General features: G+C 71.4%; 19 protein-coding genes. 14 read left to right on the top strand and 5 right to left on the bottom strand.

Annotated elements, in window-relative coordinates:
- The first annotated feature begins 1 nt into the window (after position 1).
- From ACFY1L_RS10875 to ACFY1L_RS10835, 9 genes are all read left to right on the top strand, one after another.
- Entirely contained in the window at positions 2-1,267 is a 1,266-nt protein-coding gene (locus tag ACFY1L_RS10875) for a 6-phospho-beta-glucosidase (protein ID WP_388821394.1), read from the top strand.
- Complete coding sequence (locus tag ACFY1L_RS10870; protein ID WP_388821391.1) at positions 1,258-2,229, top strand: N-acetylglucosamine kinase; 972 nt, start codon at positions 1,258-1,260, stop codon at positions 2,227-2,229. Before ACFY1L_RS10875 ends, ACFY1L_RS10870 begins: the two co-directional genes overlap by 10 nt.
- A gap of 186 nt (positions 2,230-2,415) precedes the next feature.
- Positions 2,416-3,873 carry a hypothetical protein gene (locus ACFY1L_RS10865; protein ID WP_388821388.1) on the top strand — a complete coding sequence of 486 codons (1,458 nt, stop codon included), beginning with the start codon at positions 2,416-2,418 and terminating at the stop codon, positions 3,871-3,873.
- A 14-nt stretch (positions 3,874-3,887) separates the two neighbouring features.
- Positions 3,888-4,961, top strand: coding sequence for a glutamate ABC transporter substrate-binding protein (locus tag ACFY1L_RS10860; RefSeq protein ID WP_388821386.1), 1,074 nt, complete (start codon positions 3,888-3,890; stop codon positions 4,959-4,961).
- Positions 4,962-5,034: 73 nt separating this feature from the next.
- Positions 5,035-6,366, top strand: a complete 1,332-nt coding sequence (locus ACFY1L_RS10855) for a hypothetical protein (RefSeq protein ID WP_388821383.1) — start codon at positions 5,035-5,037, stop codon at positions 6,364-6,366.
- 22 nt (positions 6,367-6,388) lie between these two features.
- Complete coding sequence (locus ACFY1L_RS10850; RefSeq protein WP_388821380.1) at positions 6,389-8,893, top strand: tetratricopeptide repeat protein; 2,505 nt, start codon at positions 6,389-6,391, stop codon at positions 8,891-8,893.
- Positions 8,894-10,219 (top strand): PP2C family serine/threonine-protein phosphatase, encoded by a 1,326-nt coding sequence (locus tag ACFY1L_RS10845; protein WP_388821377.1) that lies wholly within the window; start codon positions 8,894-8,896, stop codon positions 10,217-10,219. It abuts the gene before it with no gap.
- Between the two features lie 99 nt (positions 10,220-10,318).
- Positions 10,319-11,665, top strand: coding sequence for a VWA domain-containing protein (locus tag ACFY1L_RS10840; RefSeq protein ID WP_388821374.1), 1,347 nt, complete (start codon positions 10,319-10,321; stop codon positions 11,663-11,665).
- A gap of 71 nt (positions 11,666-11,736) precedes the next feature.
- Positions 11,737-13,101 carry an FHA domain-containing protein gene (locus ACFY1L_RS10835; RefSeq protein WP_388821371.1) on the top strand — a complete coding sequence of 455 codons (1,365 nt, stop codon included), beginning with the start codon at positions 11,737-11,739 and terminating at the stop codon, positions 13,099-13,101.
- Between the two features lie 5 nt (positions 13,102-13,106).
- On the opposite strand, the gene ACFY1L_RS10830 is transcribed toward ACFY1L_RS10835, so the two are convergent.
- On the bottom strand, positions 13,107-14,093 hold the full coding sequence (locus ACFY1L_RS10830) for a methyltransferase domain-containing protein (protein WP_388821368.1): 987 nt from the start codon (positions 14,091-14,093) through the stop codon (positions 13,107-13,109).
- 122 nt (positions 14,094-14,215) lie between these two features.
- On the opposite strand from ACFY1L_RS10830, the gene ACFY1L_RS10825 reads away from it, so the two are divergent.
- From ACFY1L_RS10825 to ACFY1L_RS10810, 4 genes are all read left to right on the top strand, one after another.
- Positions 14,216-14,629 carry a globin gene (locus tag ACFY1L_RS10825; protein ID WP_388821365.1) on the top strand — a complete coding sequence of 138 codons (414 nt, stop codon included), beginning with the start codon at positions 14,216-14,218 and terminating at the stop codon, positions 14,627-14,629.
- Positions 14,630-14,808: 179 nt separating this feature from the next.
- On the top strand, positions 14,809-18,045 hold the full coding sequence (locus tag ACFY1L_RS10820) for an ABC transporter permease (protein WP_388821362.1): 3,237 nt from the start codon (positions 14,809-14,811) through the stop codon (positions 18,043-18,045).
- Position 18,046: 1 nt separating this feature from the next.
- The gene (locus tag ACFY1L_RS10815) at positions 18,047-20,764 is read left to right on the top strand and encodes an FtsX-like permease family protein (RefSeq protein ID WP_388821359.1); all 2,718 of its coding nucleotides are present in this window, start codon (positions 18,047-18,049) and stop codon (positions 20,762-20,764) included.
- Positions 20,765-20,861: 97 nt separating this feature from the next.
- On the top strand, positions 20,862-21,818 hold the full coding sequence (locus tag ACFY1L_RS10810) for an ABC transporter ATP-binding protein (RefSeq protein ID WP_388821356.1): 957 nt from the start codon (positions 20,862-20,864) through the stop codon (positions 21,816-21,818).
- A 33-nt stretch (positions 21,819-21,851) separates the two neighbouring features.
- On the opposite strand, the gene ACFY1L_RS10805 is transcribed toward ACFY1L_RS10810, so the two are convergent.
- The 4 genes from ACFY1L_RS10805 to ACFY1L_RS10790 all read right to left on the bottom strand — a co-directional run bounded on the left by ACFY1L_RS10805 (position 21,852) and on the right by ACFY1L_RS10790 (position 25,468).
- On the bottom strand, positions 21,852-22,520 hold the full coding sequence (locus tag ACFY1L_RS10805) for a hypothetical protein (RefSeq protein ID WP_388821353.1): 669 nt from the start codon (positions 22,518-22,520) through the stop codon (positions 21,852-21,854).
- On the bottom strand, positions 22,517-22,924 hold the full coding sequence (locus ACFY1L_RS10800; protein ID WP_388821351.1) for an acyl-CoA thioesterase: 408 nt from the start codon (positions 22,922-22,924) through the stop codon (positions 22,517-22,519). Before ACFY1L_RS10800 ends, ACFY1L_RS10805 begins: the two co-directional genes overlap by 4 nt.
- A gap of 6 nt (positions 22,925-22,930) precedes the next feature.
- The gene (gene ettA / locus ACFY1L_RS10795; RefSeq protein WP_388821349.1) at positions 22,931-24,595 is read right to left on the bottom strand and encodes an energy-dependent translational throttle protein EttA; all 1,665 of its coding nucleotides are present in this window, start codon (positions 24,593-24,595) and stop codon (positions 22,931-22,933) included.
- A gap of 246 nt (positions 24,596-24,841) precedes the next feature.
- A complete protein-coding gene (locus tag ACFY1L_RS10790; RefSeq protein WP_388821346.1) occupies positions 24,842-25,468 on the bottom strand; it encodes a hypothetical protein in 627 nt (208 codons plus the stop codon).
- A 610-nt stretch (positions 25,469-26,078) separates the two neighbouring features.
- On the opposite strand from ACFY1L_RS10790, the gene ACFY1L_RS10785 reads away from it, so the two are divergent.
- On the top strand, positions 26,079-26,567 hold the full coding sequence (locus ACFY1L_RS10785) for a hypothetical protein (protein ID WP_388821344.1): 489 nt from the start codon (positions 26,079-26,081) through the stop codon (positions 26,565-26,567).
- The last annotated feature ends 9 nt before the right edge of the window (positions 26,568-26,576 follow it).

The following is a 26,576-nucleotide window of genomic DNA, read 5'->3' as shown; positions in this document are numbered from 1 at the left end:
TATGAAACTCACCGTGGTCGGCGGAGGCTCGACCTACACCCCCGAACTCATCGACGGCTTCGCCCGGCTGAGGGACACCCTGCCCATCGAGGAACTGGTCCTCGTCGACCCGGCCCCCGAGCGCCTGGAGCTGGTGGGCGGCCTCGCCCGCCGTATCTTCGCCAAGCAGGGGCACAGCGGCCGTGTCGTCACGACGTCCGACCTGGACGCGGGGGTCGAGGGCGCGGACGCGGTCCTGCTCCAGCTCCGCGTCGGCGGTCAGGCGGCCCGCGAGCAGGACGAGACATGGCCGCTGGAGTGCGGCTGCGTGGGCCAGGAGACGACCGGTGCGGGCGGCCTGGCGAAGGCGCTGCGGACGGTCCCGGTGGTCCTCGACATCGCGGAACGGGTCCGCCGTACGAACCCGGACGCCTGGATCATCGACTTCACCAACCCGGTCGGCATCGTCACGCGCGCGTTGCTGCAGGCGGGCCACAAGGCGGTCGGCCTGTGCAACGTGGCGATCGGCTTCCAGCGGAAGTTCGCGAACCTGCTCGGCGTCTCGCCCTCCGACGTGCACCTCGACCACGTCGGCCTCAACCACCTCACCTGGGAGACCGGCGTACGCCTGGAGGGCCCCGAGGGCGAGAACGTCCTGCCCAAGCTGCTGGCCGAGCACGGCGACACCATCGCCGCCGACCTGCACCTGCCGCGCCCGCTCCTGGACCGCCTGGGCGTGGTTCCCTCCTACTACCTGCGCTACTACTACGCGCACGACGAGGTCGTACGAGAACTGCGGACCAAGCCGTCGCGGGCGGCCGAAGTGGCCGAGATGGAACGGCAGTTGCTGAAGATGTACGCGGACCCGGAGCTCGACGAGAAGCCGGAGCTGCTCGCCAAGCGGGGCGGCGCGTACTACTCGGAGGCGGCCGTGGACCTGGCGGCCTCGCTGCTCGGCGGGGGCGGGTCGCCGTACCAGGTGGTGAACGCCTACAACCGCGGCACGCTGCCCTTCCTGCCGGACGACGCGGTGATCGAGGTGCAGGCGGCGGTGGGCCCGAAGGGGCCGATGCCGCTGCCCGTGCCGGCCGTGAACCCGCTGTACGCGGGCCTGATGGCGAACGTGACGGCGTATGAGGACCTGGCCCTGGAGGCTGCCCTGCGGGGCGGCCGCGACCGGGTGTTCAGGGCGCTGCTCGCCCACCCCCTCATCGGCCAGTACGAGTACGCCGAGACCCTCACCGACCGACTGATCGCACACAACCGGGAGCACCTCGCGTGGGCATGACCGCACGTGTCCTCGCCGTCGACGCGGGCAACAGCAAGACCGACGTCGCGGTGGTGGCGGCCGACGGAACCGTCCTCGCCACGAGCCGCGGCGGCGGCTTCCGGCCGCCCGTGGTGGGCGTGGAGACAGCGGTGGACTCCCTCGCCGAGGCGGTGGACCGCGCCTTCGCCGCCGCCGGGGTGGAGTCTGTCGACCACGTCTCCGCCTGTCTGGCCAACGCCGACTTCCCCGTCGAGGAGGAGCAGCTGGCGGCCGCGCTGCACGCGCGTGCGTGGGGCACGACAGTGGAGGTCAGGAACGACACCTTCGCGATCCTGCGGGCGGGCATCACCGAGCCGCGCGGTGTCGCCGTGGTCTGCGGCGCCGGCATCAACTGCGTCGGCATGCGCCCCGACGGCCGCACCGCACGCTTCCCCGCGCTCGGCCGTATCTCCGGCGACTGGGGCGGCGGTTGGGGGCTCGCGGAGGAGGCCCTGTGGCACGCGGCGCGGGCGGAGGACGGCCGCGGCGAACCCACGGCCCTCGCGCACACACTCCCGGCGCACTTCGGCCACGACACCATGCTCGGCCTCATCCAGGCCCTGCACCTGGAGCAGGTGGCGCACGCCCGCCGTCACGAGCTGACACCGGTGCTGTTCGCCACGGCGGCCGACGGCGACCCGGTCGCCCGCGCGATCGTGGACCGGCTGGCCGACGAGGTGGTGACCATGGCGACGGTCGCACTGACCCGCCTCGACCTGCTGGAGGAGGAGACACCGGTCCTGCTGGGCGGGGGCGTGCTGGCCGCGCAGCATCCCCAACTGAGCGACGGAATAAGGGAGTTGCTGGCTGCGCGGGCACCGAAGGCGGTGGCCCGGGTGGTCACGGCGAGCCCGGTGCTGGGGGCGGCGCTGCTGGGCCTGGACCGGGTGGGGGCGGAGCCGGAGGTGCACGAACGGGTACGGGCGTACTTCGAGGAGTGACCTCACTGGAACCGAACTGATTCCGGCGGCGTATTCATGGGCAGGGGGTGGTGCGGGACGCTGCGTCGTGCGCCGGTCGAAACAGCAAGCGCGCTTGCGATCCGATCAAGATCCAGTTAAGGCCGGTGCGGATGTCGGTCCCGCCCGCAATACTGGCGGCGACGGATGACCATGGGGGAGGTCAAGGTGACACACCCGCCGAAGAGCAGCGCGGCGCCACCGGGATCCGGCATGCCCACGATGCCGGCCGTCCCGCCACAGCAGGGCCGGCCGGCACCCCCCACACCGCCGGGTCCCGCCGAAGTTCCCGAGCCCGTCTCCGCGCGCCGTACCGCCTTCGCGGAGGGCGTCGACCGGCTGCGCGTGGCCGCCACCACCGAGCCGGGGCGGCTGCGCATCATCGGGGCGCTCCTCGCCCTGCTGGTCGTCGCGTTCGGCGCGGTCACGGCCTGGCAGATGACGGACCGCGCCTCGGCCGCCGACGACGTGCTCAACAGCAGTCAGCCGCTCAGCTCCGACGCGGCCGACATCTACCGCTCGCTCGCCGACGCCAACACGGCCGCGGCCAGCGGCTATCTCGCGGGACCGCAGGAAAAGCCCGGGATGCGGCAGACGTACGAGGACGACATCCGGACCGCCGCGGGCAAGCTGGTCACGGCCGCCGCCAACTCCGAGGCGGGATCCGACTCGGCGAAGACCATCGCCCAGCTCAACAAGCTGCTGCCGCAGTACAAGGGCCTGGTCGAGACGGCCCGGGCCAACAACCGGCAGGGCTACCCGGTGGGCGGCGCCTACCTGCGGGCCGCGAACGAGATGATGCAGGGGCAGCTGCTGCCCAAGGCCGAGGACCTGTACCAGCGGGAGAACCAGCGGCTGAACTCCGACTACGCGGACGCCAAGTCGTTCCCGTGGGCCGCGACCGGCCTCGGCCTGCTCGCGCTGGGCGGGCTCGCCTGGGCCCAGCGCCGCAACTACCAGCGCACCAACCGGGTGTTGAACCACGGCCTGGTCACCGCCTCGGCCGCGTCCGTGGTGGTCCTGCTCTGGGCCGTCGTCGGCCACACCGTGGCCCGCGCGGGCCTGAACGACTCCTACGACCACGGCGTCCTCTCGCTGAACGTCCTGCACGACGCGCGTATCGCGTCCCTGACGGCCCGCAGCGACGAGAACCTCAACCTGATCCGCCGCGGCGCGGACACCACGAAGAACGCCAAGGGCGACACCGTGGACCTGTACTCCGCGGGCTACGACGAGCAGATCGACGTCCTCGCCGACAAGCTCACCAAGGCCGACGATCTGGCCGACGACTCCGCGGGCAAGACACCCGTACAGGACGCCAACGGTTATATGAAGGCTTGGAAGGACCGGCACGGCGTCGCCCAGAGCATGAACGACAAGGGCGACTACCAGAAGGCCCGCGACAAGGTCATCGGCGTCGGCAAGGACCCGACGAGCGTGTGCTTCGACAACGTGGACAAGGCGCTGAAGACGGCGCTCGACCATGAGCAGGCCGAGTTCCACCAGGCCGCGAGTGGCGGCCGGGACGCGCTGACCGGCCTGCCGTACGGCGCCGCGGTCCTCGCCGTCCTCGGTGCGGCCGGCGCGGTGGTCGGCATCGGACGCAGGCTTTCGGAATACCGGTGAGAGGGGGCGTGAAGATGAATGCACAACGTCCGACACATCGTCTGGCACAGCGTCTGCGGACCAGCCTGCGCGGCTGGGGCGGGGTGGGCGCGATGGCGGCCGTCTGCGCCCTCGCCGTGGCCTTCGCGCTGCTGCTGCCCCTGACCACCCGGACGAGCGGGGCGGACGGTGCCGCGGGCAGCGGCGGCCAGGGCGTCGCCCACGCCACCCAGGCCAGGGCGGAGACGAAGTGCGACAACGGCCTCCTTCCGCAGGACCAGAGCCTCTCGCCGTCCGGCGGCGACGGCAGCACGACGACCATCGACAAGATCAAGGCCCGCAAGGACCGGCGTCTGATCGTCGGCGTCGACACCAACAGCTACCGCTGGGGCTACCTCAACCCGAACAACGCCTCCGGTGAGCTGGAGGGCTTCGACATCGACCTCGTCCACCGGATCGCCAAGGACCTTCTCGGCGACCCGAAGGCGGTGTCGTTCAAGGCCATCCCGACCAACCAGCGCATTCCGGCGATCCAGAGCGGCGCGGTCGACATGGTGGTCCGCACCATGACGATCAACTGCGACCGACTGGGCGATGTCGCCTTCTCCGCCCCCTACTTCAGCACCGGCCAGCAGGTCCTCGCACTCAAGACCTCGACGATCACGGGGTACAACAAGACCCTCGCCGACAAGAGGATCTGCTCGGCCGACGGGTCCACGGCGCTCGACAATCTCGAGGCGGACAAGGGGTCCGGGAAGCTTCCCGCCTCCGCCAACATCAAGACGGTGGTCCCCAACCAACTCGACTGCCTGGTGAAGTTGCAGCTCGGCGAGGTCGACGCGGTCGTGACGGACGGCGCGCTCGCCGCCAGCCAGGCCGCGCAGGACCCGACGGTGGAACTCAAGGGCGGCCTGTTCACGACCGAGTACTACGGCGTGGCGATGAACAAGGATTCCAAGGATCTGATACGCCAGGTCAACCGCACCCTGCAGAACTACATCAAGGACGGCGGCTGGCAGGAGTCGTACAAGAAGTGGCTGCACCCGACCATGGACAACGGCGACAAGAAATCGGCGTCGGCGACCCCTCCCGCAGCCCACTACAAGTGACCGACCATCAACTGACGGACGATTGACGGCACGAAACCCCACGACGGAACACGACAGCAGCGAGAGGTGATCGATGGGCGTCACGGACCCCGCCGGGCCGGTGATGGACCGGGACGAGGTGGACCGTGCGCTGGCGCGGCTCGGCGCGGAGCACGAGGCGATCGAGACCTCACTCCTCGCCCTGCAGGACCACGCGGGCCGCAGACTCCTCGAAGGCGCCGAGCTGACCGGCATCACCAAGGAACGCTGGACGGCCGCGGAGGCCTCGATCACGCTGCTGTGGGCGTACTTCGACGCGTACACCGACGCGTTGCGCAGTGCCCGGGACATCCGCGCCCGCCGCCGCTGGTCCAGCCGCGAGGACCTGGTGGAGCTCACGGAGCTGCTGCGCGGCGAGTCCGTCACGGTCGCGGGCAGCGCGACGGCCACGGCCAACGCTCCGACGCTGCACGGCGGTTCGGGCAAGCTCAGCGAACAGTTCTCGCTGTCCGCGCTGGTCGACCGGATGAACGAGCTGTACGCGACGAGCCTGGACATGGTCGTCGCCGCCGACGCGGTCTGGTCGGCGCTGCCCGCCCGGATCGATTTACTGGCCGCGGAGCTCCAGCGCACCCGCAAGCTCGCGCACTCCGTGGGCGTGCGCCCGGGCGAGCACCCGTCGGGCGACGACCTGGAGCGCATCACGCGCATGTTGACGTCGCTGCGCGAGCAGGTGGTGTCGGACCCGCTGGCGTACTGGCTTCCCACGCACGGGAGTTCGGCGCCGGGCGGCGGCCGCCCGGACACCGCGGTGTACGACCGGGAGGCGCGCGCCCTGGAGGAGGTGCGCCGGGAGATCGACGCCGTGCTCACCGTCCGGCAGGACGCCGAGCAGCGGCTGGTGAAGCTGCGGGACGTGCTCTCCCGCGCGGACCGCACCCTCGCCGAGGCGCGCACCGCGCGCGGCGAGGTCCTCGCGAAGATCGCCGCGACGGAGGTGCCGGTGGTCAGCGGCCCGCCGACCGTGCTGCAGGAGCAGCTGGCGACGGCCGCCGAGTACCGCAGACACGCCCAGTGGCACCGCCTGTCCCCGCTCCTGGAGTCCCTGGAGCAGAAGGCGGAGGACGAACTGCTGCGCGCCCGCGAGTCGTTGACCGCGGTCACCGCGCCGCTCGCGGTCCGCGCGGAGCTGCGCGGCCGCCTCGACGCGTACAAGGCGAAGGTCGCCCGGCACGGATTCGCCGAGGACTCGCTGCTGATCGAGCGGTACGACGCGGCGCGCCGCATGCTGTGGAGCGCGCCGTGCGATCTGCGCGTCGCCGAACAGGCGGTGCTGCGCTACCAGCAGGCGGCCGCCGAGGTGCTGGGCGCCCCGCGGGTGCCGGGGCAGGGCGGGCCGCAGGATCGCAGGGGGCCCGGAGCGTGAGTGACGAAGGGGGTGCAGCGAGATGAGCCAGGCACAGCAGAACTGCCAGCGGCCCGGCTGCGACGGTGCCTACGAGGACGTGGGCGGCGGCGAACTGTACTGCGACACATGCGGCCTCGCACCGGTCGTGTCGTCCAACGGCCTGGTCGGCTCGCCGGCCACCGGCATCACGGGCGGCGGCAACAACGGCTCGTCGGGCAGCGGCGGTTCGCGCCCCAGCAGCCGCGGCAGCCGGGGCAGTTCCCGTACGTCCTCGCAGTCGTCGAAGTCGCGGCGCTCGGTGTCGGGCCGGCTCTCGCGGTCTCTGTCGGGCCGCACCTCGGGCCGTTCGGTGTCGGTGCGCAGCTCCGGCTCCAGCGCCGGGACGAGCGCCCGCGGGCGGCTGGGCGTGGGCCTGGTGCAGGTGCCGGACGTGCCGCGGCCCGACCCGCGCGCGATGGTCCTGGACAACCCGGAGGTGCCGGAGCGGAAGCGGTTCTGCTCGCGCTCCGACTGCGGGGCGCCGGTGGGGCGCTCGCGCGGTGAGCGCACGGGCCGCACCGAGGGCTTCTGCACCAAGTGCGGAAACCCGTACTCCTTCGTCCCGAAGCTGAAGTCCGGCGACGTGGTGCACGGCCAGTACGAGGTCGTGGGCTGTCTGGCGCACGGCGGCCTCGGCTGGGTCTATCTCGCCGTGGACCGCGCGGTGTCGGACCGGTGGGTCGTGCTCAAGGGCCTGCTCGACACCGGCGACCAGGACGCGATGGCGGCCGCGATCTCCGAGCGGCGCTTCCTGGCCGAGATCGAGCACGCCAACATCGTGCGGATCTACAACTTCGTGGAGCACCTCGACCAGCGCACCGGCTCGCTCGACGGCTACATCGTCATGGAGTACGTCGGCGGCAAGTCGCTGAAGGAGATCGCCAACGGCCGCCGCACACCGGACGGCAAGCGCGACCCGCTGCCGGTGGAGCAGGCCTGCGCGTACGGCATCGAGGCGCTGGAGGCGCTCGGCCATCTGCACAGCCGCAACCTGCTGTACTGCGACTTCAAGGTCGACAACGCCATCCAGACCGAGGACCAGCTCAAGCTGATCGACATGGGCGCGGTGCGCAGGATGGACGACGAGGAGTCGGCCATCTACGGCACGGTGGGCTACCAGGCGCCGGAGGTCGCGGAGGTCGGCCCGTCCGTGGCCTCGGACCTGTACACGGTCGCGCGCACGCTGGCCGTCCTGACCTTCGACTTCCAGGGCTACACGAACGTCTTCGTGGACTCGCTGCCCGACCCGGACAACATCGAGGTCTTCCGCCAGTACGAGTCCTTCTACCGGCTCCTGGTGCGCGCCACCGACCCCGACCCGGCCCGCCGGTTCGCCTCCGCGCAGGAGATGGGCGAACAGCTGACGGGTGTGCTGCGCGAGGTCGTCTCGCTGCAGTCGGGGCGGGCGCGGCCCGCGCTGTCGACGCTGTTCGGACCCGAACTCAGGGTCACGGACACGGAGTTGTTCCCGAAGCTGGAAGGGGACGTGTCGCTGCTGGGGGCCCGGGCGGCGCAGCAGCGCAAGCCGCAGCAGGCCGAACTGCCCGCCGCGGCCGGCTCCCCCGCCCTCGTCAAGCCCGTCAACTCCCCGGCGGCGGCCCTCGCCCTGCCGGTCCCCCACGTCGACCCCGGTGACCCGAACGCCGGCTTCCTCGCGGGCCTGATGACGACGGCGCCCGCCGAACTGCTCGGCGCGCTCAACGCCGCGCCGGTGTCGTCGGTCGAGACCCGGCTCAGGAAGATCCGCGCCCTGCTGGAGAACGGCGACTCCGCCGCCGCGCTGACGTCCCTGGCCAAGCTGGAGAACGAGCAGTCCGACGACTGGCGGGTCGTCTGGTACCGGGGTGTGGCCGCGCTGGTCACCGGCGACCACGAGGGCGCCGCGCTCGCCTTCGACGCGATCTACGACGCCTTCCCCGGCGAGCCCGCGCCCAAGCTGGCGCTCGGCCTGTGCGCCGAGGTGCTGGGCCAGCTGGACAACGCCGCCGAGTACTACCGTCTGGTGTGGTCGACCGACCCGAGCTATGTGAGCTCCGCCTTCGGCCTGGCCCGCGTCGAGCTCGCGGCCGGGGACCGCCACAGCGCCGTGGGGACGTTGGAGTCGATCCCGGAGTCGTCCATCCACTACACGGCCGCGCGCGTGGCCGCCGTACGGGCGCGGCTGCGTCAACGCGCGGCCACCGCCGCGGACGCGCCGTTCCTGGACGATCTGACGGCCGCCGCCCGGCAGGTCGAGGCGCTGGACGCGTACGGTCTGGACCCGGCGCGCAGAGAGCAGTTGTCGGCCGAGGTCCTCGGCTGCGCGCTGGACTGGATACTCTCCGGTGGCCAGGGTTCCGCGCCCGCCGCGCAGCGGGTGCTGCTCGGCAGCGACCTGGACGAGCGGGGACTCCGCTTCGGACTGGAGCGTTCGTACCGCACGCTGGCCAGGCTGGCGCGAGGCGGCGAGGAGAGGATCGACCTGGTGGAACGTGCCAACCGTTACCGCCCCCGGACGTGGGTGTAGTTGATGTCGCAGATGCCCCAGTTGTCCGCCTGCCCGAGCTGCGAGGAGCCGCTCGAGTCGGGTGACCGTTTCTGCGGTGCGTGCGGATACGACCTGTCCGTGGTGCCCGCGCGGCCGGACGACCAGCCGACGATCACTCTGAACGGATCGGTGCCGGCGCCGAGCACGGACGGCACCGACTGGCCCGTCGCCCACCAGCCGGCCGGCTCCGACACCGCGGCGGCGACCCATCTCCCGACCGACCTGCACGGCACGGACTCGGGCGGCTCCCCGCTGCCGCCGGAGCAGCCCACGGGATCGCCGGTGTCCCCGGCCTCCGGTGTGCGTTTCGACCGGCCGCCGGAGCCCGACGAGTACCCTCTGCAGGCACCGGACCCACGTGTCGCCGAGCTGGCCGCCCCCGCCGAGGAGGCCAAGCTGTGCGTGGCCTGCCGGGCCGGCCGCGTCGACAGCGACGGCTACTGCGAGAACTGCGGGCACGCCCAGCCCCGGGAGCGCGACCACATGGAACAAGAGAGCGGCCCGGTCGCCGCGGTCAGCGACCGCGGACTGCGCCACCATCGCAACGAGGACGCCTTCGGCATCGGCACCGCCACCCTGCCCGACGGCTCCCCCGCGTCCGTGGCGATCGTCTGCGACGGCGTCTCCTCGGCGACGCGCCCCGACGACGCCTCGCTCGCCGCCGCCCGCGCCGCGAACGAGTCGCTGCTGGCCGCCCTGCCGCGCGGTACGCACCCGCAGCAGGCGATGCACGACGCGATCGTCACCGCCTCGCACGCGGTCAACGCCCTGGCCGCCGAGCCCGCCACGGCCCGCGAGCACGCCCCGCACCAGAACGCTCCGGCCTGCACGATCGTCGGCGCGGTCGTCACGACCGGCCTGCTGATCGTCGGCTGGGTGGGCGACAGCCGCGCCTACTGGGTGCCGGTGGACCGCAGTTCACCCCCGGCCCGGCTCACCGAGGACGACTCCTGGGCCGCACAGATGGTCGCCGCGGGCCTGATGAACGAGGCCGAGGCCTACGCCGACGAGCGCGCCCACGCGATCACGGGCTGGCTCGGCGCGGACGCCTACGAACTGGAGCCGCACACCGCTTCCTTCAAGCCGGACCGGCCGGGTGTAGTGGTGGTGTGCACGGACGGACTGTGGAACTACGCGGAGGCAGCCGAGGACATGGCGGACGTCGTGCCGCTGGACGCTGCCGTACGACCGCTGCACAGCGCCCGCGTTCTGGTCGGCCACGCCCTGGACGGCGGGGGCCACGACAACGTAACAGTGGCCGTCGTGCCGTTCCCGGCCGTCCTTCCGGGGGCAGGATCGGCCTGAGGCCGCGTGACGGGGAGGCCTCGGCGGACCGGAGGGGACCGGTCCGCATTCAGTCGTCGCCTCGCAACTGCGGGGTTTTCAAGGGGGATTTGAGTACGTATGGCCAATTTCTCGAAGTCCAACGTGCCGCAGTTCTCGATGGACGTGTACCAGAACGAGTACCTGCCGGACGGCGGCCGTGAGGTCAACGCAATCGTCACGGTGACCGCCACCGGCGGCGGCACGGTCGGCAGCGCGGTCGCGGCGCCCCATCTGTACTCGCCCGGACAGGGCCCCTCCGCGGCGGTGGCGATCATGGTCGACTGCTCCGGCTCGATGGACTACCCGCCGACCAAGATGCGCAACGCCCGCGACGCGACGGCAGCCGCGATCGACACCCTGCGCGACGGCGTGCACTTCGCGGTGATCGGCGGCACGCACGTGGCCAAGGAGGTCTACCCGGGCGGCGGGCGCATCGCGGTCGCCGACGCCACCACCCGCGAGCAGGCCAAGCAGGCCCTGCGCAAGCTCAGCGCGGGCGGCGGCACGGCCATCGGCACCTGGCTGCGCCTGGCCGACCGCCTGCTCTCCTCGGACGACGTCGCCATCCGGCACGGCATCCTGCTCACCGACGGCCGCAACGAGCACGAGTCGCCCGAGGACCTGAAGGCCGCCCTTGACTCCTGTGCCGGACGGTTCACGTGTGACGCACGTGGCGTGGGCACCGACTGGGAAGTGAAAGAAGTCACAGGGATCGCCTCCGCGCTGCTCGGCACCGCCGACATCGTCGCCGACCCGGCCGCCCTCGCCGCCGACTTCACGCAGATGATGGAAAAGGCGATGGGCAAGGAGGTCGCCGACGTCGCGCTCAGGCTGTGGACGCCGGTGGGCACCTCCATCAAGTTCGTCAAGCAAGTCGCGCCCACCGTCGAGGAGTTGACCGACCGCCGCACCGAGGCGGGCCCGCGCGCCGGGGACTACCCCACCGGTTCCTGGGGCGACGAGTCCCGCGACTACCACGTATGCGTGGAGGTCCCGGCCGCCGGCCTCGGTCAGGAGATGCTCGCCGCCCGGGTCTCCCTGGTCATCCCGCAGCCCGACGGAAGCGCCCAGAACCTGGGCGCCCAGGGCCTCGTACGGGCTGTGTGGACCGACGACATGGCGGCCTCCACGTCGATCAACCCCCAGGTCGCCCACTACACCGGGCAGGCCGAACTGGCACAGGCCATCCAACAAGGTCTCGATCTTCGCAAAGCGGGTGATTTCGACGGCGCAACGGCCAAACTGGGCCGGGCTGTTCAGCTCGCAAGTGCCTCCGGAAACGCGGATACTGCGAAACTGCTTGCGAAGGTGGTGGACGTGGTCGATGCCGCGACGGGTACTGTGCGACTGAAAGCGAAGGTCGCGGAGGCCGACGAGATGACTCTCGAGACACGGTCCACAAAGACTGTTCGTGTAAAGAAGTGACACAGGCAGTGACACACGAAGTGTCATTGCACGAATCAGCAGGACCCTGAAGGAGAGGGGGAAGCGCCGACATGCCGACCTGCCCGAACGGACACCAGTCGGGTTCCGACGACTGGTGCGAGGTCTGCGGTCACCGCATGGCCGGTGCCGTGCCTCCGCCCCCTCCGCCGCCCCCGCCCGGCGGTGGCTACGGCTTCCCGCCGCCCGGTGGTCCCGGCGGCCAGCCCGGCGGCCGTCCACACCTGTCCGCCGTGCCGGACCCCGAGCCGGAGCTCTGCCCGCAGTGCCGCACGCCCCGCGAGGGCGGTGCGCCGTTCTGCGAGGAGTGCCGGTGGAACTTCCTGACCAACACCGCGACCTCGTACACCCCGGCCGCCCCGCGCCCGCCGGCCCCCGGCCCGAACGCGCGCTACCAGCAGCCGCCCGGCCCGTCGTACGGCGCCGGTGACTCGTACGAGTACCAGGGCTCCCGCCCCTCGCAGATGAACCGCCCCGCCGAGCCGATCCCGCCCTTCGGCAGCGAGCCGTCGGGCCCCGGCGGCTTCGGCAACGACCCGCGACCGGGCGGCCCCCAGGGCTTCGGCAACGACCCACATCCCGGTGGCCCCCAGGGCTTCGGCAACGACCCACATCCCGGTGGCCCCCAGGGCTTCGGCAACGACCCACGTCCCGGCGGTCCCCAGGGCTTCGGCAACGACCCGCGTCCCGGCGGCCCCCAGGGCTTCGGGGCCGATCCGTCGCGGCCGGTTCCGCCGCCGCCCGGGCCCACGCCGCCCGCCGGTCCCGGCATGACGGGGGGCGCCCCACAGGCGTACCAGCAGTCCGCCCCGCCCGGGTTCCCGCAGGAGACGCAGCGGCCCGCGCACGGCGGTCCGTCGTTCGGCGGCGGTGACGACGACTGGGTGATCTCCCCGCCGACCGGTGGTCCCGGCGGTCCCGGTCAGGGCGGTGGCTACGGCTATCCGCAGCCCGGCTCGACCCAGGCCCCGCCGCCGCCCGGCCCGGGCTTCCCGCAGCCGCCGGCCGGTCCCGCGACCTGGACGGCGACCATCGGTCCGGACCGCGAGTACTTCATGGCGATGATGCAGCGCTCCGGCCCCGAGGCCGCGGGCCTCAACCTGCCCGCGTACTCGCCGGAGCAGCAGCGCGCCCTCAACGGCAACCAGATCACCATCGGCCGCCGCCGGCACTCCACCGGCGACACCCCCGACATCGACCTGGCGGTGCCGCCGGAGGACCCGGGCGTCTCGCACCAGCACGCGGTACTGGTCCAGCAGCCGGACGGAAGCTGGGCGGTCGTCGACCAGAACTCCACGAACGGCACCACGGTCAACAACTCCGAGGAGCCGATCCAGCCCTTCGTGCCGGTACCCCTGCAGGACGGCGACCGCGTGCACGTCGGCGCGTGGACGACGATCACGATCCGTAGGGGCTGAGCAGGCTAGACCGGGAGGGGCCAGACGTACGGCCCCTCCGGATCGTCCAGCCACGCCCACTCGTACCCGCCGGCGACCGTGATGCCGTAGCGCTCCCGTGTCGGCTGCTCCTCGCGCTCCCACAACGCGAACGCCTCCTGGGGGTCGAGGCTGCCGCGGGTCAGGGCCAGCAGGAAGCGGAAGAGCTCGTGGTCCCTGGCCCGGCGCGGGATCCCGCCGAGCTGTGCGGGCTCGGGCTCGGGGCGGCTCTGGCCGCGGAGCGGCACGAAGTAGGCGGGCGTGTGCAGGAAGCGACCCTCGGCGTGCCCGGCGTCCCGGACCGTCAGCGCGAGCAGGCCGGTGGCGAACGGGGTCAGGACGCGCGCTCCGGGATTGCACTGGGCGAGCCAGGCGTGCGGGACCGAGGTCAGCGTGCAAGTGGCGATGATCCGGTCGAAGGGAGCGCGTTCGGGGACGCCGCGTGCGCCGTCGCCGGTGACGACGGCCGGGCGGTACCCGGCGGCGGCGAGATGCTGCCGCGCGGTCTCGGTGATCTCCGGCTCCAGGTCGACGGTGGTGACGAGGTCGTCGTCGCCGAGCCGGTGGGCCAGCAGGGCCGCGTTGTAGCCGGTGCCTGCGCCGACCTCCAGGACCCGGTCGCCGTCCTCGACCCTCAACTCGGCCAGCATCTTCGCCATCAGCGAGGGCTGGCTGCTGGAGGAGACCAGCTCGCCGTCGCGCAGCCGGGTCGCCAGCGGGGCGTCGGCGTACGCACCGCGCAGCCACTTCTCCCGCGTACGAGGATCGGGGCTCTCACCCCACCGCCGCTCGTAGCCGCCCATGACGCCGACGTAGTAGTACGGCACGAAGACATGACGCGGGACCGCCGCGAACGCCTCCCGCCACACCGGGTCGTCGTCCCAGGCCCCGCTCGCATCGATCTCCCGCACGAGCGCGGCCCGCACGGTGACGGCGAGATCGTCCAGATCCTTGTCGAGAGCTTGCGCGACCATACGTCCACTGTCCTGCGGGACGGGGCACGAGGCGAGTACCGGAGGCTTCAGATCCGGAATGTCCGCTTCCTGCCCGGGGGCAGGACCTAAGCCTCAAGTCCTCCTCCGCCCGGTCTGAGAGCATGGAGGGCGTGACAGAGATTCGGCGCGGCACGCTTCAGGAGCAGACCTTCTACGAGCAGGTCGGCGGGGAGGAGACCTTCCGCCGCCTCGTCCACCGTTTCTACCAGGGGGTGGCCGAGGACCCGGTGCTGCGGCCCATGTACCCCGAGGAGGACCTCGGCCCGGCCGAGGAGCGCCTCACGCTGTTCCTGATCCAGTACTGGGGCGGCCCGACGACGTACAGCGACAACCGCGGCCACCCCCGGCTGCGCATGCGCCACGCCCCCTTCACCGTGAACCGCGAGGCGCACGACGCCTGGCTGAAGCACATGCGGGACGCCGTCGAGGAACTCGGCCTGTCCGAGGAGCACGAGCAGCAGCTGTGGCAGTACATGACGTATGCCGCCGCGTCGATGGTGAACACCCCGGAATAACCGGCTGACCGGCCGGCCGCTCCTGACTGACGTGCGGATTCCGGTCGTACGGCGCCGGAATCCGGTCACAATCCGGTCAAGCCCGCCGTACAAGCGCTTACCCGCGACCCGGGTCCTCTGACAGCATCGCCCGGAGGTCTGGACAACCACGGGGGGTCGGGGTGTCGGCGTTCGGTGCTGTGGCACGATTCGTCCTGTTACGTGCCCGCGCGCACCGCCTCCTGCTCGCCGCCGCGCTGCTGACCGTCCTGCTGACCACCGCCGTCCTCGCCACCCTCACCGCCTACTCGGGCGCGATCGGCGACGCCGCCCTGCGCCACTCGCTGCGGGACTCTCAGAACGCCGCCGACTCCGCGCTGATCGTCAAGGCCGAGGTGCCGAAGCCACAGCGCAAGGCCGCCGACGACGCCGTACGGCAGGGAGCGCGCCGGACGTTCGAAGGGCTGCCGGTGTCCGTACGGACGCTGGTGCGCTCGGGCCCGTACGCACTGCCGCGTTCGCTGCAGGCGCCGGCCGCGCGGTCCGGGGACCCGGATCTGACCTACCTGGCGGCGCTGGACGCGGGGCAGGTGCGGATCGTCGAGGGGCGGATGCCGCGGGACGCCGGCTCCGGGAACGCCGTCGAGGTCGCCCTCCCCCAGGTCGCCGCCCAGCGCCTGCGCCTCGAACCCGGCGCCCGTCTCACCCTCACCGACCGGCTCGGCGGCCCGAAGGTGCACGTCACGCTCACCGGCCTGTACCGGCCCACCCGGGCGGACTCGCCCTACTGGCGGCTGGACGACCTGGGCGGCCGGGGCATCAAGACGCTCGGCTTCACCACGTACGGTCCCCTGCTCGCCGCTCCCGGAGTCCTGACCGGCGGCCAGGTCAGCGCCGGGCAGTCGGCCTGGCTGGCGTCGCCGGACTTCTCGACGCTGACGACGGGACGGATCGGCGAGCTGCGCGACGCGGCCCGCACCGGCAGCACGGCCCTGCGCAAGCAGCCGGTGCTCAGCGGCACCACGGCCGTGACCACCGCCCTCCCCGACGTCCTGACCCGCGTCGAACGCTCGCTGCTGGTCTCCCGCTCGACCCTCCTGATCGTCGCGCTGCAACTCGCGCTGCTCGCCGGGTGCGCGCTGCTGCTGGTGGCCCGGCTGCTGAGCGACGAACGCGAGGGCGAGACCCGGGTGCTGCGGGCCCGCGGCGCCTCCCGGGCCCGGGTCGGGGCACTCGCCGCCCTCGAGGCGCTGTTCCTGGCGGTGCCCGCGGTGGTCTGCGCGCCGCTGCTGTCGGGCCCGCTCACCCGGCTGCTGGCCGGGCAGGGGGCGCTGGCCCGGATCGGGCTGCACCTGGACGTGCCCGCCGCCGGGCGGCTCGGGGTGTGGCTGGTCGCGGCGGGCGTGGCGCTGGGCTGCGCCCTCGCGGTGACCTTGCCGGCGCTGACCGTCGAGGGCTTCCGCCGGGGCAGGGCCCGCGCGCTGCCCGCTCCGGTGCGCGCGGGCGCGGACCTGGGCCTGCTGGCCGTGGCCGGCGTCGCGTACTGGCAGCTCGACCGCCAGACCTCCGGCGCCGTGACCGGCAACAGCTCCGGCACCCTCGGCATCGACCCGCTCCTGGTGGCGGCTCCCGCGCTCGCGCTGCTCGCCGGCACGGTGTTGACGCTGCGCCTGCTGCCCCTGGTCGCGCGGCTCGCGGAGCGCCGGGCGGCCGGCGGGCGCGGGCTGACGGCGGCGCTGGCGGGCTGGCAGCTGAGCCGCCGCCCGATGCGCGGGGCGGGCCCGGTGCTGCTGCTGGTCCTCGCCGTCGCACTCGGCATGCTGGCCATCGGCCAGGGCGCCTCCTGGAACCGCTCGCAGGACGACCAGGCGGACTTCGGTGCCGGAGCGCCGGTGCGGATCCTGGGCGCCGGGGACGGCGGCCTCGGCCGCACGGAGACGTACGCCGACGTGACGCACGTACGGGAGATCGCTCCCGCGGTCCGCACGGACCTGCCCCTGTCCGACGACCGTACGGCGACGCTGCTGGCCCTGGACACCGCGCACGCGGCGGACATGGTGCTGATGCGCCGGGACCTGGCCTCGGAGCCGGTACGGCCGCTGCTGGCGTCGCTGAGTCCGAAGGCACGGACGGCGGGCACCCAAGTGCCCGCGCACACCGCCCGGTTGAGGCTGACGGCCGCCCTGCACAGCTCCACCGGGCCCGGGATGACGGCCGACCTGACGGCCACGGTGGAGGACGCCTACGGGACGCCGTACGAGCTGCGGGCGGGCCAACTCCCCGCCGACGGCCGGACGCACACACTCGACATGAGCGTCTCCCCCGGTCCGCTGACGCTCACGAACCTGCAGCTGGTCATGGCCCAGCCGGTCGAACGGCCGGAACAACACCAACTCAGGCTGGGCAAGTTGACGGCTGTCAGCACCGACGGAACGGTACGGCGGCTGCCGTGGCCCACCGACTGGAAGGCAACCTCGCACCTCGACGGGCAGGTGTCGTCGCCGGACGAGCGCACCCACCCGACCAAGCCGAAGACGAGTGGGTCCGGATCGCCGACGGTCGAGTACGGCACGGGGTTCAAGCCGGACGGAGACATCTGGACCGTCTCGACGCTGACGGTGCGGTTGCAGGTCGCCCAGCCCAGGCCGCCCGATATCACGGCTGTCGCGACCGACCGCTTCCTCGACTCGGCGGGCGCGCACATCGGGCAAGAGGTGGACGTGCCGATCGGCGGGCAGAGCGTGCCGGTGCGGATCGTGCGTGCCGTACGGGAGTTGCCGACAACCGGCGATTCGAACGGCGGCGCCCTGGTGGTCGATCTGCGGGCCATGAACCGGGTGTTGGGGGCGCGGTACGGCGTGAGCGTCCCGCCCACGGAGTGGTGGCTGCGCACCGCGCCGGGCGAGACGGCCCGCGTCGCCGCGGCCCTGCGGGCGCAGCCCGACCTGGACCCCGCACAGGTCCTGGTGCGGGACGAGGCGGCCGTGCAGCTGCGGGACGACCCGTTCGGTGCGGGCCCGGAGGCCGCGTTCGCCGCGGCGGCCGCGGTGGCCGCGGCCCTGGCGGCGGTCGGCTTCGCCGTGAGCGCCGCGGGCTCCCTTCGGGAGCGGCGCGGCGAACTCGCGGTGCTGCGCGCCCTGGGGGCACCGCGCCGCCGCCTGGCCCGCATGATCGCCGTCGAACAGGGCGTCCTGGTGGCGCTGGCCCTGGTCGTCGGAGCGGCACTGGGGACGGTACTGACCCGGGCGGTGGTCCCACTGATCGTCCTGACGGCGCAGGCGACCCGGCCCGTGCCGCAGGTGCTGGTCGAACTGCCGGTGCTGCAGATCGCCGTACTGCTGACGGCAGTTGCGGTCGCACCGCTGCTGGTGATCGCGGGGCTGGCGCTGCGGCGGGCCGATCCGGTGGTGTCGTTGCGGGAACCGGGGGGTGAGTGAGGTGAGCCGGGTCAGGGCGCCCTGGGTGCGTACGCGGCTGCGGACGGCGCCCGGTGCCGCGTGTGCGCTGGCGCTGCTGGTGATGCTGACGGCCTGTCTGGCGGCGGCGTTCCCACGGGCGGTGGACCGCTACGAGGACGCGGGGCTGCGCCGGGCCGTCGAGCGGGCGCGGCCCGACGCGACCAGCGTGAGCGTGTACGCCGGGCAGTCCGACCCGCTGCTGTCGCAGCGGATGCTGGAGGACGCGCTGCGCCCTGACTCGCTCGGCGTGCAGTACTCACGGGTCCTGCCCAATGTCCCGCGCCCGCTCGTCGTCGACCGCGACCAGTCGACGTACGGGGTGCGCACGGCCAACGGGCAGGCGGTGCCGGATCCTTGGCTGCCCAGGCCGAGCGGCATCCCGGCGAAGTTCGAGCTCGCCGCGCAGCAGGGACTGGCCGGACACGCGAAGGTCAGGTCCGGTCGCCTGCCCCGGACCGACGGCCAAGTGACCGCGGCGACGCCCTCGGTGGAGGCAGCGGTCAGCGCGGAGACGGCCAAGAGCCTGCACATCAAGGTCGGTTCGGTGATCCACTTCCCCGGCACGGGCCGCGCCCCGCTCCTCGTCCGGGTCACCGGCATCCTCGCCCCCCGCGACCCGGACGGCGCCTACTGGTCCGGCCACCTGCTGCTGCGCACGCCCAGCCTGATCACGGTCCCGAACACCGAACGCGACAAGTACTGGCTCGGCGCCCTGCTGCTCGCCCCCGAGGCGGCCCCCGCACTGCTCGGCACGCCCGGAGACCCTGTGCGGTACTGGCAGTTGGCCCCCGCCATCGACAACCTCCACGCCTACGAGCTGGAGCGTCTGAGGTCCGCCGTCGCCTCCCTGGAGGGCGGGCCCGCCATGCAGGAGATGCGCTCGGTCACCGACCCCTCCACGGACGTGAGCACCGGCCTCGACGACGTGCTCACCGCGTACACGGGGCTGCGCGGCGGGGTCCGCCCGCTGGTCGCCGTCGCCGCCTTCGGGACCGGCACGGTCGCCGCGGTCGTCCTGCTGATGGCGGGCGGCCTCACCGCGGACCGCCGCCGCACCGAACTCGCCCTGCTCCGCGCCCGCGGCGCCTCCCTGCGGGGCCTGACGGCCCGCCTGCTCGCGGAGACGACGGTGATCGCGCTCCCCGCGGGCGCCCTGGGCCTGACGGCCGCACTGCTCGCACTCCCCGGGAGCCGCGCCCTCTACGCTACCGCGGCGGCCACGACGGTCACCCTGGTCGCCTGCGCGGCCCTGCCCCTGCGGGCAGCCGCCGCCCACCGAGTCGTACGCATCCACGGCGCCCGCTCGGATGTTGCGTCCGTACGACCGTCCAGACGCCGTACGGTCGTGGAACTCACCCTGGTCGCCGTGGCCCTGGCAGCCGTGGGAACCCTCCGCAGGCGAGGCACGTCCGGCACCTCCGGCGACCAACTGGCCTCCCTGGCACCGGTGTTGGTGGGAGTGGCGGCGGCCCTGCTCCTGGTCCGCCTCTACCCCCTCCCGCTACGCGGCCTGGCCCGCCCGGCGGCCCGGCTGCGCGGCGCGGTGGGTCACCTCTCGCTCGCCCGCGCGGGCCGCACGTCCGCCTCCGCGGTCCTGCCCCTGCTGGCACTGCTGACCGCCCTGACCACGGCGGCCTTCGGCGGCTCGGTCCTCGCGGGCGTGGCCGGGGCCCGCGACCACGCGGCACTGCTGTCCGTCGGCGCCGACGCCCGGGTCGAGGGGTCGGCGCCACTGCCGTCGGGCCTGCCGGACCGGATCCGCCGGACGCCGGGTGTGCGCACGCTGGCCGCGGTGAGCATCACGTACCAGGCCAGACCGAACGACGAGACGCAGTCACTGCGGCTGGTGGGCGTGGACCCGGGGGACTACGCGGAGTTGGCGAAGCAGACGGGGCTCGGGGCGTTCGCGCCCGGGGAGTTGAGGCGCCCGTCGGCCGACGGGGCGCTTCCGGCGGTGGCCTCCCCGGCGGCCGCATCGAGATTCGGCAGCCGGACCCTGCCGGTGCGCCTGGAGGACGGCAGCACGGTCGCCGTCCGCATCGCCGCCGTCCGGGACAGCACCCCGGCCGTCAACGGCGAGGACTTCCTGGTCGTGGACCGCGCCGGCCTGGACGCGTCGGTGGCCCGCCCGACCGCACTGCTGCTGACCGGCGCCCACCTGGACGCAGCCGCACTGCGCCGGGCCGCGGGAGGCTCGGCGGACGTACACCTCCGCTCCGAGGAACGAGCCCGATACATCGACTCCCCCCTCCAGTCCGGCGCGGAACGCGTCTACGCGGCGGGCGTGGCGGCGGGCGCGGGCTACGCCGTCCTGGCCCTCCTGCTCTCCCTTCTCCGCGCGGCCCCCGAACGCGCGGCCCTGCTGGCCCGCCTGCGCACCATGGGCCTGACCCGCACACAGGGCCGCCGCCTCCTGATCCTGGAGTCCCTGCCGCAAGCCGTACTGGCGGCTGCCGGCGGCGTGCTGACGGGTTGGGCGACGATCCGCCTGCTGTCACCGGGCGTGGACCTGACGACGATCGCACTGGCGTCGACCCAAACGCCGGTCGGCAGAGCCGAGTTGCGTACGGACACGATGTCGCTGCTGATACCGGCGCTGGCGATCGTCCTCGTGACGGTGGGAGTCGCGGGGGTTCAGGCTTGGTGGACGGGACGGCGGGGGGCTGTGGCGGAGTTGAGGGTGGGGGATGTGCGGTGACGTACTCAGTCAGCCGACCAAGCCCGCGGGCAGTCGAAACCCACCTCCACAGGACCCCCCGGGCCCTTGTCGACGAGCCGAAGCCCAGGAGAGGCCGATGACCACGACCAACCCCACCCTCGCCGACCTGGCGACCCGCGCCGCAGAACACCGCAACCGCCCCACCTACGGCCACGACGCCCTGATCACCTGCGACCGCCTGGTCCGCATCTTCACCACCGACGGCATAGAGGTCCAGGCACTCCAAGGCCTCGACCTCCTCGTCCGTGAGGGCGAACTCATGGCCCTGGTAGGCGCATCCGGCAGCGGCAAGTCCACCCTCATGAACATCCTCGCCGGCCTCGACACCCCCACCGCCGGCGCCGCCCGCGTGGCCGGCCGCGACCTCCTCACGATGACCGCGAAGGACCGCCTGACCTACCGCCGCACCACCGTCGGCTTCGTCTGGCAGCAGACCTCCCGCAACCTGCTCCCGTACCTCACCGCGGCCCAGAACATCGCCCTCCCGATGCAACTGGCCGGCCCCCGCAAACACCGCTCGCAATCCGAACGCGCCCTGGAACTCCTGCAGTTGCTGGACGTGGCCGACTGCCGCGACCGCCGCCCGCACCAGATGTCCGGCGGCCAACAGCAGCGCATAGCCATCGCCGTGGCCCTCGCCAACAACCCCGCGGTCCTGCTCGCCGACGAACCCACCGGCGAACTCGACTCCCACACCGCGGAACAGGTCTTCGCCGCCTTCCGCACCGCGAACGAACGCCTCGGCACCACCATCGTGATCGTCACCCACGACCAGGCGGTCGCCGGCCAGGTCCGCCGCACGGTCGCCATCCGCGACGGCCGCACCTCCACGGAGGTCCTGCGCCGCAGCGAGGTCGACGAGACGACCGGCCACGAGACGGTGGTCGCCCGCGAGTACGCGATGCTCGACCGGGCCGGCCGCCTCCAGCTCCCCGCCGAGTACACCGAGGCCCTGGGCATGCGCGACCGCGTGGCCCTGGAACTGGAGCCGGACCACATAGCCGTATGGCCGGACGACAGCGAAGACGAGTGAGCGACTGCGCAGAACACCAGGTGGCGCGACTGCTCAGCGGACGCTGACGTCCAACGCCCCAAGTCCCGCCCGGCGCACGGCGATCGACCCGTACGGCGTACGCAGCCGCAGCCACGCGCCCGACGAGAAGAGCGCGACCGGCGCGTCGGCCCGGAGAAATCCGAGCGACTGAGCCGCATGCACGGCCCGCACGGGAAGCGGCGTGTCCCCGACCGTCCGGGACCAGATGTCCCGCCCGATCCGGTCGAGTTCGGCCCGCGTACGACCCTCCGGCGCCAGCTCCTGCGTACGGCCGCGGAATTCGGCGACCGCGGCCCGGACCATCGTGCGCAGCGCGTCCGGCACCGGCAGGCCGGCCTCGGGACGCCAGCCACCGCGCGGCGGCAGCACTCCCGCCCACGGCGGCCCGGTCACCGCGGCGGGAACGCCTGCCGTGGCCGCCGACTCGTCGACGGACTCCAGCAACTCCCCGGCGGACACGGTCACGTCGAGCGTGACCTCCAGCCCGTTCTCGTACGGCTTCGCAAGCCGCACCGCCCGGATCGCCAGCACCTCGAAGGACGGCGGCCGTCCGAACACGGCGAGCGCGGTGCCGGCCGCCTGCAGGCGCACCGCGGCCGAACGGTCGTAGTGGAGCAGCCGGGAGAGGAAGGCCGCGAGGTCCGCCGCCTCCCCCTCGTCGGCGAGGTGGAACACCGTCATGCGGCGACGGCCTCGTCGTCGTCCCGGTACTCGCTGAGGAATTCGCGCTCCTCGTCGGTGATCCGTCGCGGCCGCTCGTTCTCGAAGTCGAACGGCACGACCACCGTCGAGGCCCGTACGTAGACCAGGTCGTCGTCCTTCACCTCGTAGGCGATGGTGAAGGACGCGGCCCGGATCTCCGTGATCCACAGCTCGATGTCCACCGGGTGGTGCCGGTGGACGAGCTGCCGCTTGTAGTCGATCTCATGGCGCGCCACCACGGACCCCTGCTTGAAGTCCTTCTCCGGACGGAACAGGAAGTCGATACGGGCTTCCTCCAGGTAGCGGACGAAGACCGCGTTGTTGACATGGCCGTACGCGTCCATGTCCGACCAGCGCAGGGGGCAGCGGTAGATGTGGCGCAAGATCGATCAGCCCCGGGTCAGCTTCTTGTAGGTGGCACGGTGCGGACGGGCGGCATCCGGCCCGAGCCGCTCGATCTTGTTCTTCTCGTACGACTCGAAGTTGCCCTCGAACCAGAACCACTTGGACTCGCCCTCGTAGGCGAGGATGTGCGTGGCGACCCGGTCCAGGAACCACCGGTCGTGGGAGACGACCACGGCCGCGCCCGGGAACTCGAGCAGCGCGTTCTCGAGGCTCGACAGGGTCTCGACGTCGAGGTCGTTGGTCGGCTCGTCGAGGAGCAGCAGGTTGCCGCCCTGCTTGAGGGTGAGCGCGAGGTTCAGCCGGTTGCGCTCACCGCCCGAGAGCACGCCCGCGGGCTTCTGCTGGTCCGGGCCCTTGAACCCGAAGGCGGAGACGTAGGCGCGCGAGGGCATCTCGACCTGGCCCACGTTGATGTAGTCCAGCTCATCGCTCACGACGGCCCACAGCGACTTCTTCGGGTCGATGTTCTCGCGGCTCTGGTCGACGTAGGAGATCTTGACGGTGTCGCCGACCTTGATCGAACCGGAGTCCGGCGTCTCCAGCCCCTGGATCATCTTGAAGAGCGTGGTCTTGCCGGCGCCGTTCGGCCCGATGACCCCGACGATCCCGTTACGCGGCAGCGTGAAGGAGAGATCGTCGATGAGGACCTTGTCCCCGAAGGCCTTGCTGAGGTTGTTGACCTCGACGACGATGCTGCCGAGCCGCGGGCCCGGCGGGATCTGGATCTCCTCGAAGTCCAGCTTCCGCATCTTGTCGGCCTCGGCGGCCATCTCCTCGTAGCGAGCGAGACGCGCCTTGGACTTGGCCTGACGCCCCTTGGCGTTCGACCGCACCCACTCGAGCTCTTCCTTGAGCCGCTTGGCGCGCTTGGCGTCCTTCTGGCCCTCGACCTTGAGACGGGTCGACTTGGTCTCCAGGTACGTGGAGTAGTTGCCCTCGTACGGGTAGGCGCGCCCGCGGTCGAGCTCGAGGATCCACTGGGCGACGTTGTCGAGGAAGTACCGGTCGTGGGTGATGGCCACGACGGTGCCCGCGTACTTGGCGAGGTGCTGCTCCAGCCAGTTCACGGACTCGGCGTCGAGGTGGTTGGTGGGCTCGTCGAGGAGCAGCAGGTCGGGCGCCTCGAGAAGCAGCTTGCACAGCGCGACGCGGCGCTTCTCACCACCGGAGAGGTTGGTGACGGGCCAGTCGCCGGCCGGGCACCCGAGGGCGTCCATGGCCTGCTCGAGCTGAGCGTCGAGGTCCCAGGCGTTGGCGTGGTCGAGCTCCTCCTGCAGCTTGCCCATCTCGTCGAGCAGCGCGTCGGAGTAGTCGGTCGCCATCAGCTCGGCGATCTCGTTGAACCGGTCGAGCTTGCCCTTGATCTCGGCGACACCCTCCTGGACGTTCTCCAGGACGGTCTTCGACTCATTGAGGGTGGGCTCCTGCATCAGGATGCCGACGCTGTACCCGGGAGAGATGAAGGCGTCGCCGTTGGACGGCTGCTCCAACCCCGCCATGATCTTCAGCACGGTCGACTTACCGGCACCGTTCGGACCGACGACGCCGATCTTCGCCCCGGGGAGGAAGTTCAGGGTGACGTCGTCGAGGATCACCTTGTCGCCGTGCGCTTTGCGCGCCTTGCGCATGGTGTAAATGAACTCAGCCAAGAGAAACCGTCCGGCAGCTTGAAATCTGGCAGTGGGCAGATACACCCCATCTTGCCTGAGGTCCAGCCTTGGGTGGTAACCCGTTTGGTCGGGGGGCTGTGACCTGGGGGTTCGTGGTTGGCGGCTGTGGGTCGACTGTCACTGTCGGTCGGCGTCGAGTGGCCTCGGGGGGCGTCGGACGGCCCAGGGACGGCCCGAGAGTCAGCCTCCGCGCCTCGCCACATGCAGGTTGCGACGGTGCCGCGATCACTCAAGGGGCACGGGAGCTACCGGAAGCTGTTCGCTGTAGGGCCACGTGAACGTGCGGTCGGGTTCGAGGTGAGCCTCTCCCCAGTGGATGACGTGGATCCCGCCCTCTACGTCGGCAGTGAAGAACACGCACACGAGCTTTGTGGCGGCTCCGAGTTCTTCGAACGCCTCGTGCAGTTCGACGTACTCCTCCGTCGTGAGGTCGTCGTCGAGCTCGAACAGTCCCTCCGGCGACTGCGGTCCGTGAGCCCGGAACAGCCGCCGCCGTGTAGGGGAAGCGTTGGAGGGCAGCCGGGCACGATCGAGCACCCTCGGCCGGTCTGCGTACCTATAGGGGAAGAGGGCGTGCTCGTTGATCACCGCGTACTCGTATCCACGTACGTCACGCACGGACTCACCGAGCTCCCGCGCCATGTCAGCCAGGTTCTCGCGCACGGCCTCCGCGAGCGTGACGCCGTAGGGACTTCGCTTCTTCAGCCCGGCAGTGAGGTGCGTGGCATGAGCTTTCGCGTGCGCCTTGGCCAGCTGCACCGGAACGGCCCCGGCGAGTTGGCCGGCCTGCTGCCCGAACCGCTGAATCGCCCAAGTTGACGGTGCTATTGGATTGCCACCCGACACGGACATGCAGCGTCCCCCTCCGCCGATCACCCTGCCTCTGAACTGTGTGACACGCACCCAATGGGCGCACAAGGGTGCGATCTGGCCACGGCCTCTGCGTCACTGAACGAGACGCGCCCGGCACTCACGGGCCAGAGCGTCGAGGCCGCTCGGCTACGGCGGCCTCACCCGGCTCTTGCCTCGCCAGACCTGCCTGAGCCACACCAAAGGCGCCGAGGCCTACCTCGCGCCTTTTGCACACCGCCTTGATTGTCAGTGCCCGCTGCTAGCGTCGTCGCTAGATGGACAAGATAGGACTTGATACGCGTTTAGGTTAGCCAACCCTTACCATCGCGTTCCGGTCTAAACCACTCGGCGAGATGAGGTAAAAGCGCGAGAAATGGACAGCAACTACAAGCCCTACGATCATGTAGCCAGCGCTTCAAGAATCCGCGAGATTCTAAACCAGTCGGACATAAATTACAGCGAAGAGGATTCACTTCCCGATCGAACTAGGCTCACATACTCGAACGGGTTCTATGCCTATTGCTCCGCTCTATTTGTTGACATTCGCGGGTCATCACAACTTCCCTCGAAATATCGGCGTCCGACCCTTGCTCGACTCTATCGAGCCTACGTGAGTGAAGTTGTCGCCATCATGAATAGCGACCCGTTCTGCCGGGAAGTCAATATCGTCGGTGACGGCGCTTGGGCCGTCTACAATACGCCGAGCGTGAGAGACATCAATGACGTTTTCCGAACTGCCTACACTATCAATTCAATGATTCAGGTTCTGAACTACGAGCTGCGGCGCCGACGGATTGACGCGATTTCAGTAGGTTTGGGAATGTCGTACGGGCGAGCCTTGATGATCAAGGCTGGCTACAGCGGAAGCGGACTGCACGATGTGGTCTACATGGGCGACGTAGTAAATCAATCTGCCAAGCTGGCTGCACATGGAAATAAGAGCGACGGCGACGAGCCGCTAATGGTATCCGACCTCTTCTACCAAAACCTAACCGACAAAAATAAGGGCCTTCTCCGCTGGAACCATCAGCGAAAATGCTGGAATGGCAACGTAGTCGATTCAGAAATGGAAGCCTGGTTTAAGGAAAACTGCAAGTAAGCTTCGTGT

The organism is Streptomyces sp. NPDC001663, from assembly GCF_042893105.1.
Classification (GTDB): Bacteria; Actinomycetota; Actinomycetes; order Streptomycetales; family Streptomycetaceae; genus Streptomyces.
This window is presented reverse-complemented; position numbering and strand designations above follow the sequence as displayed.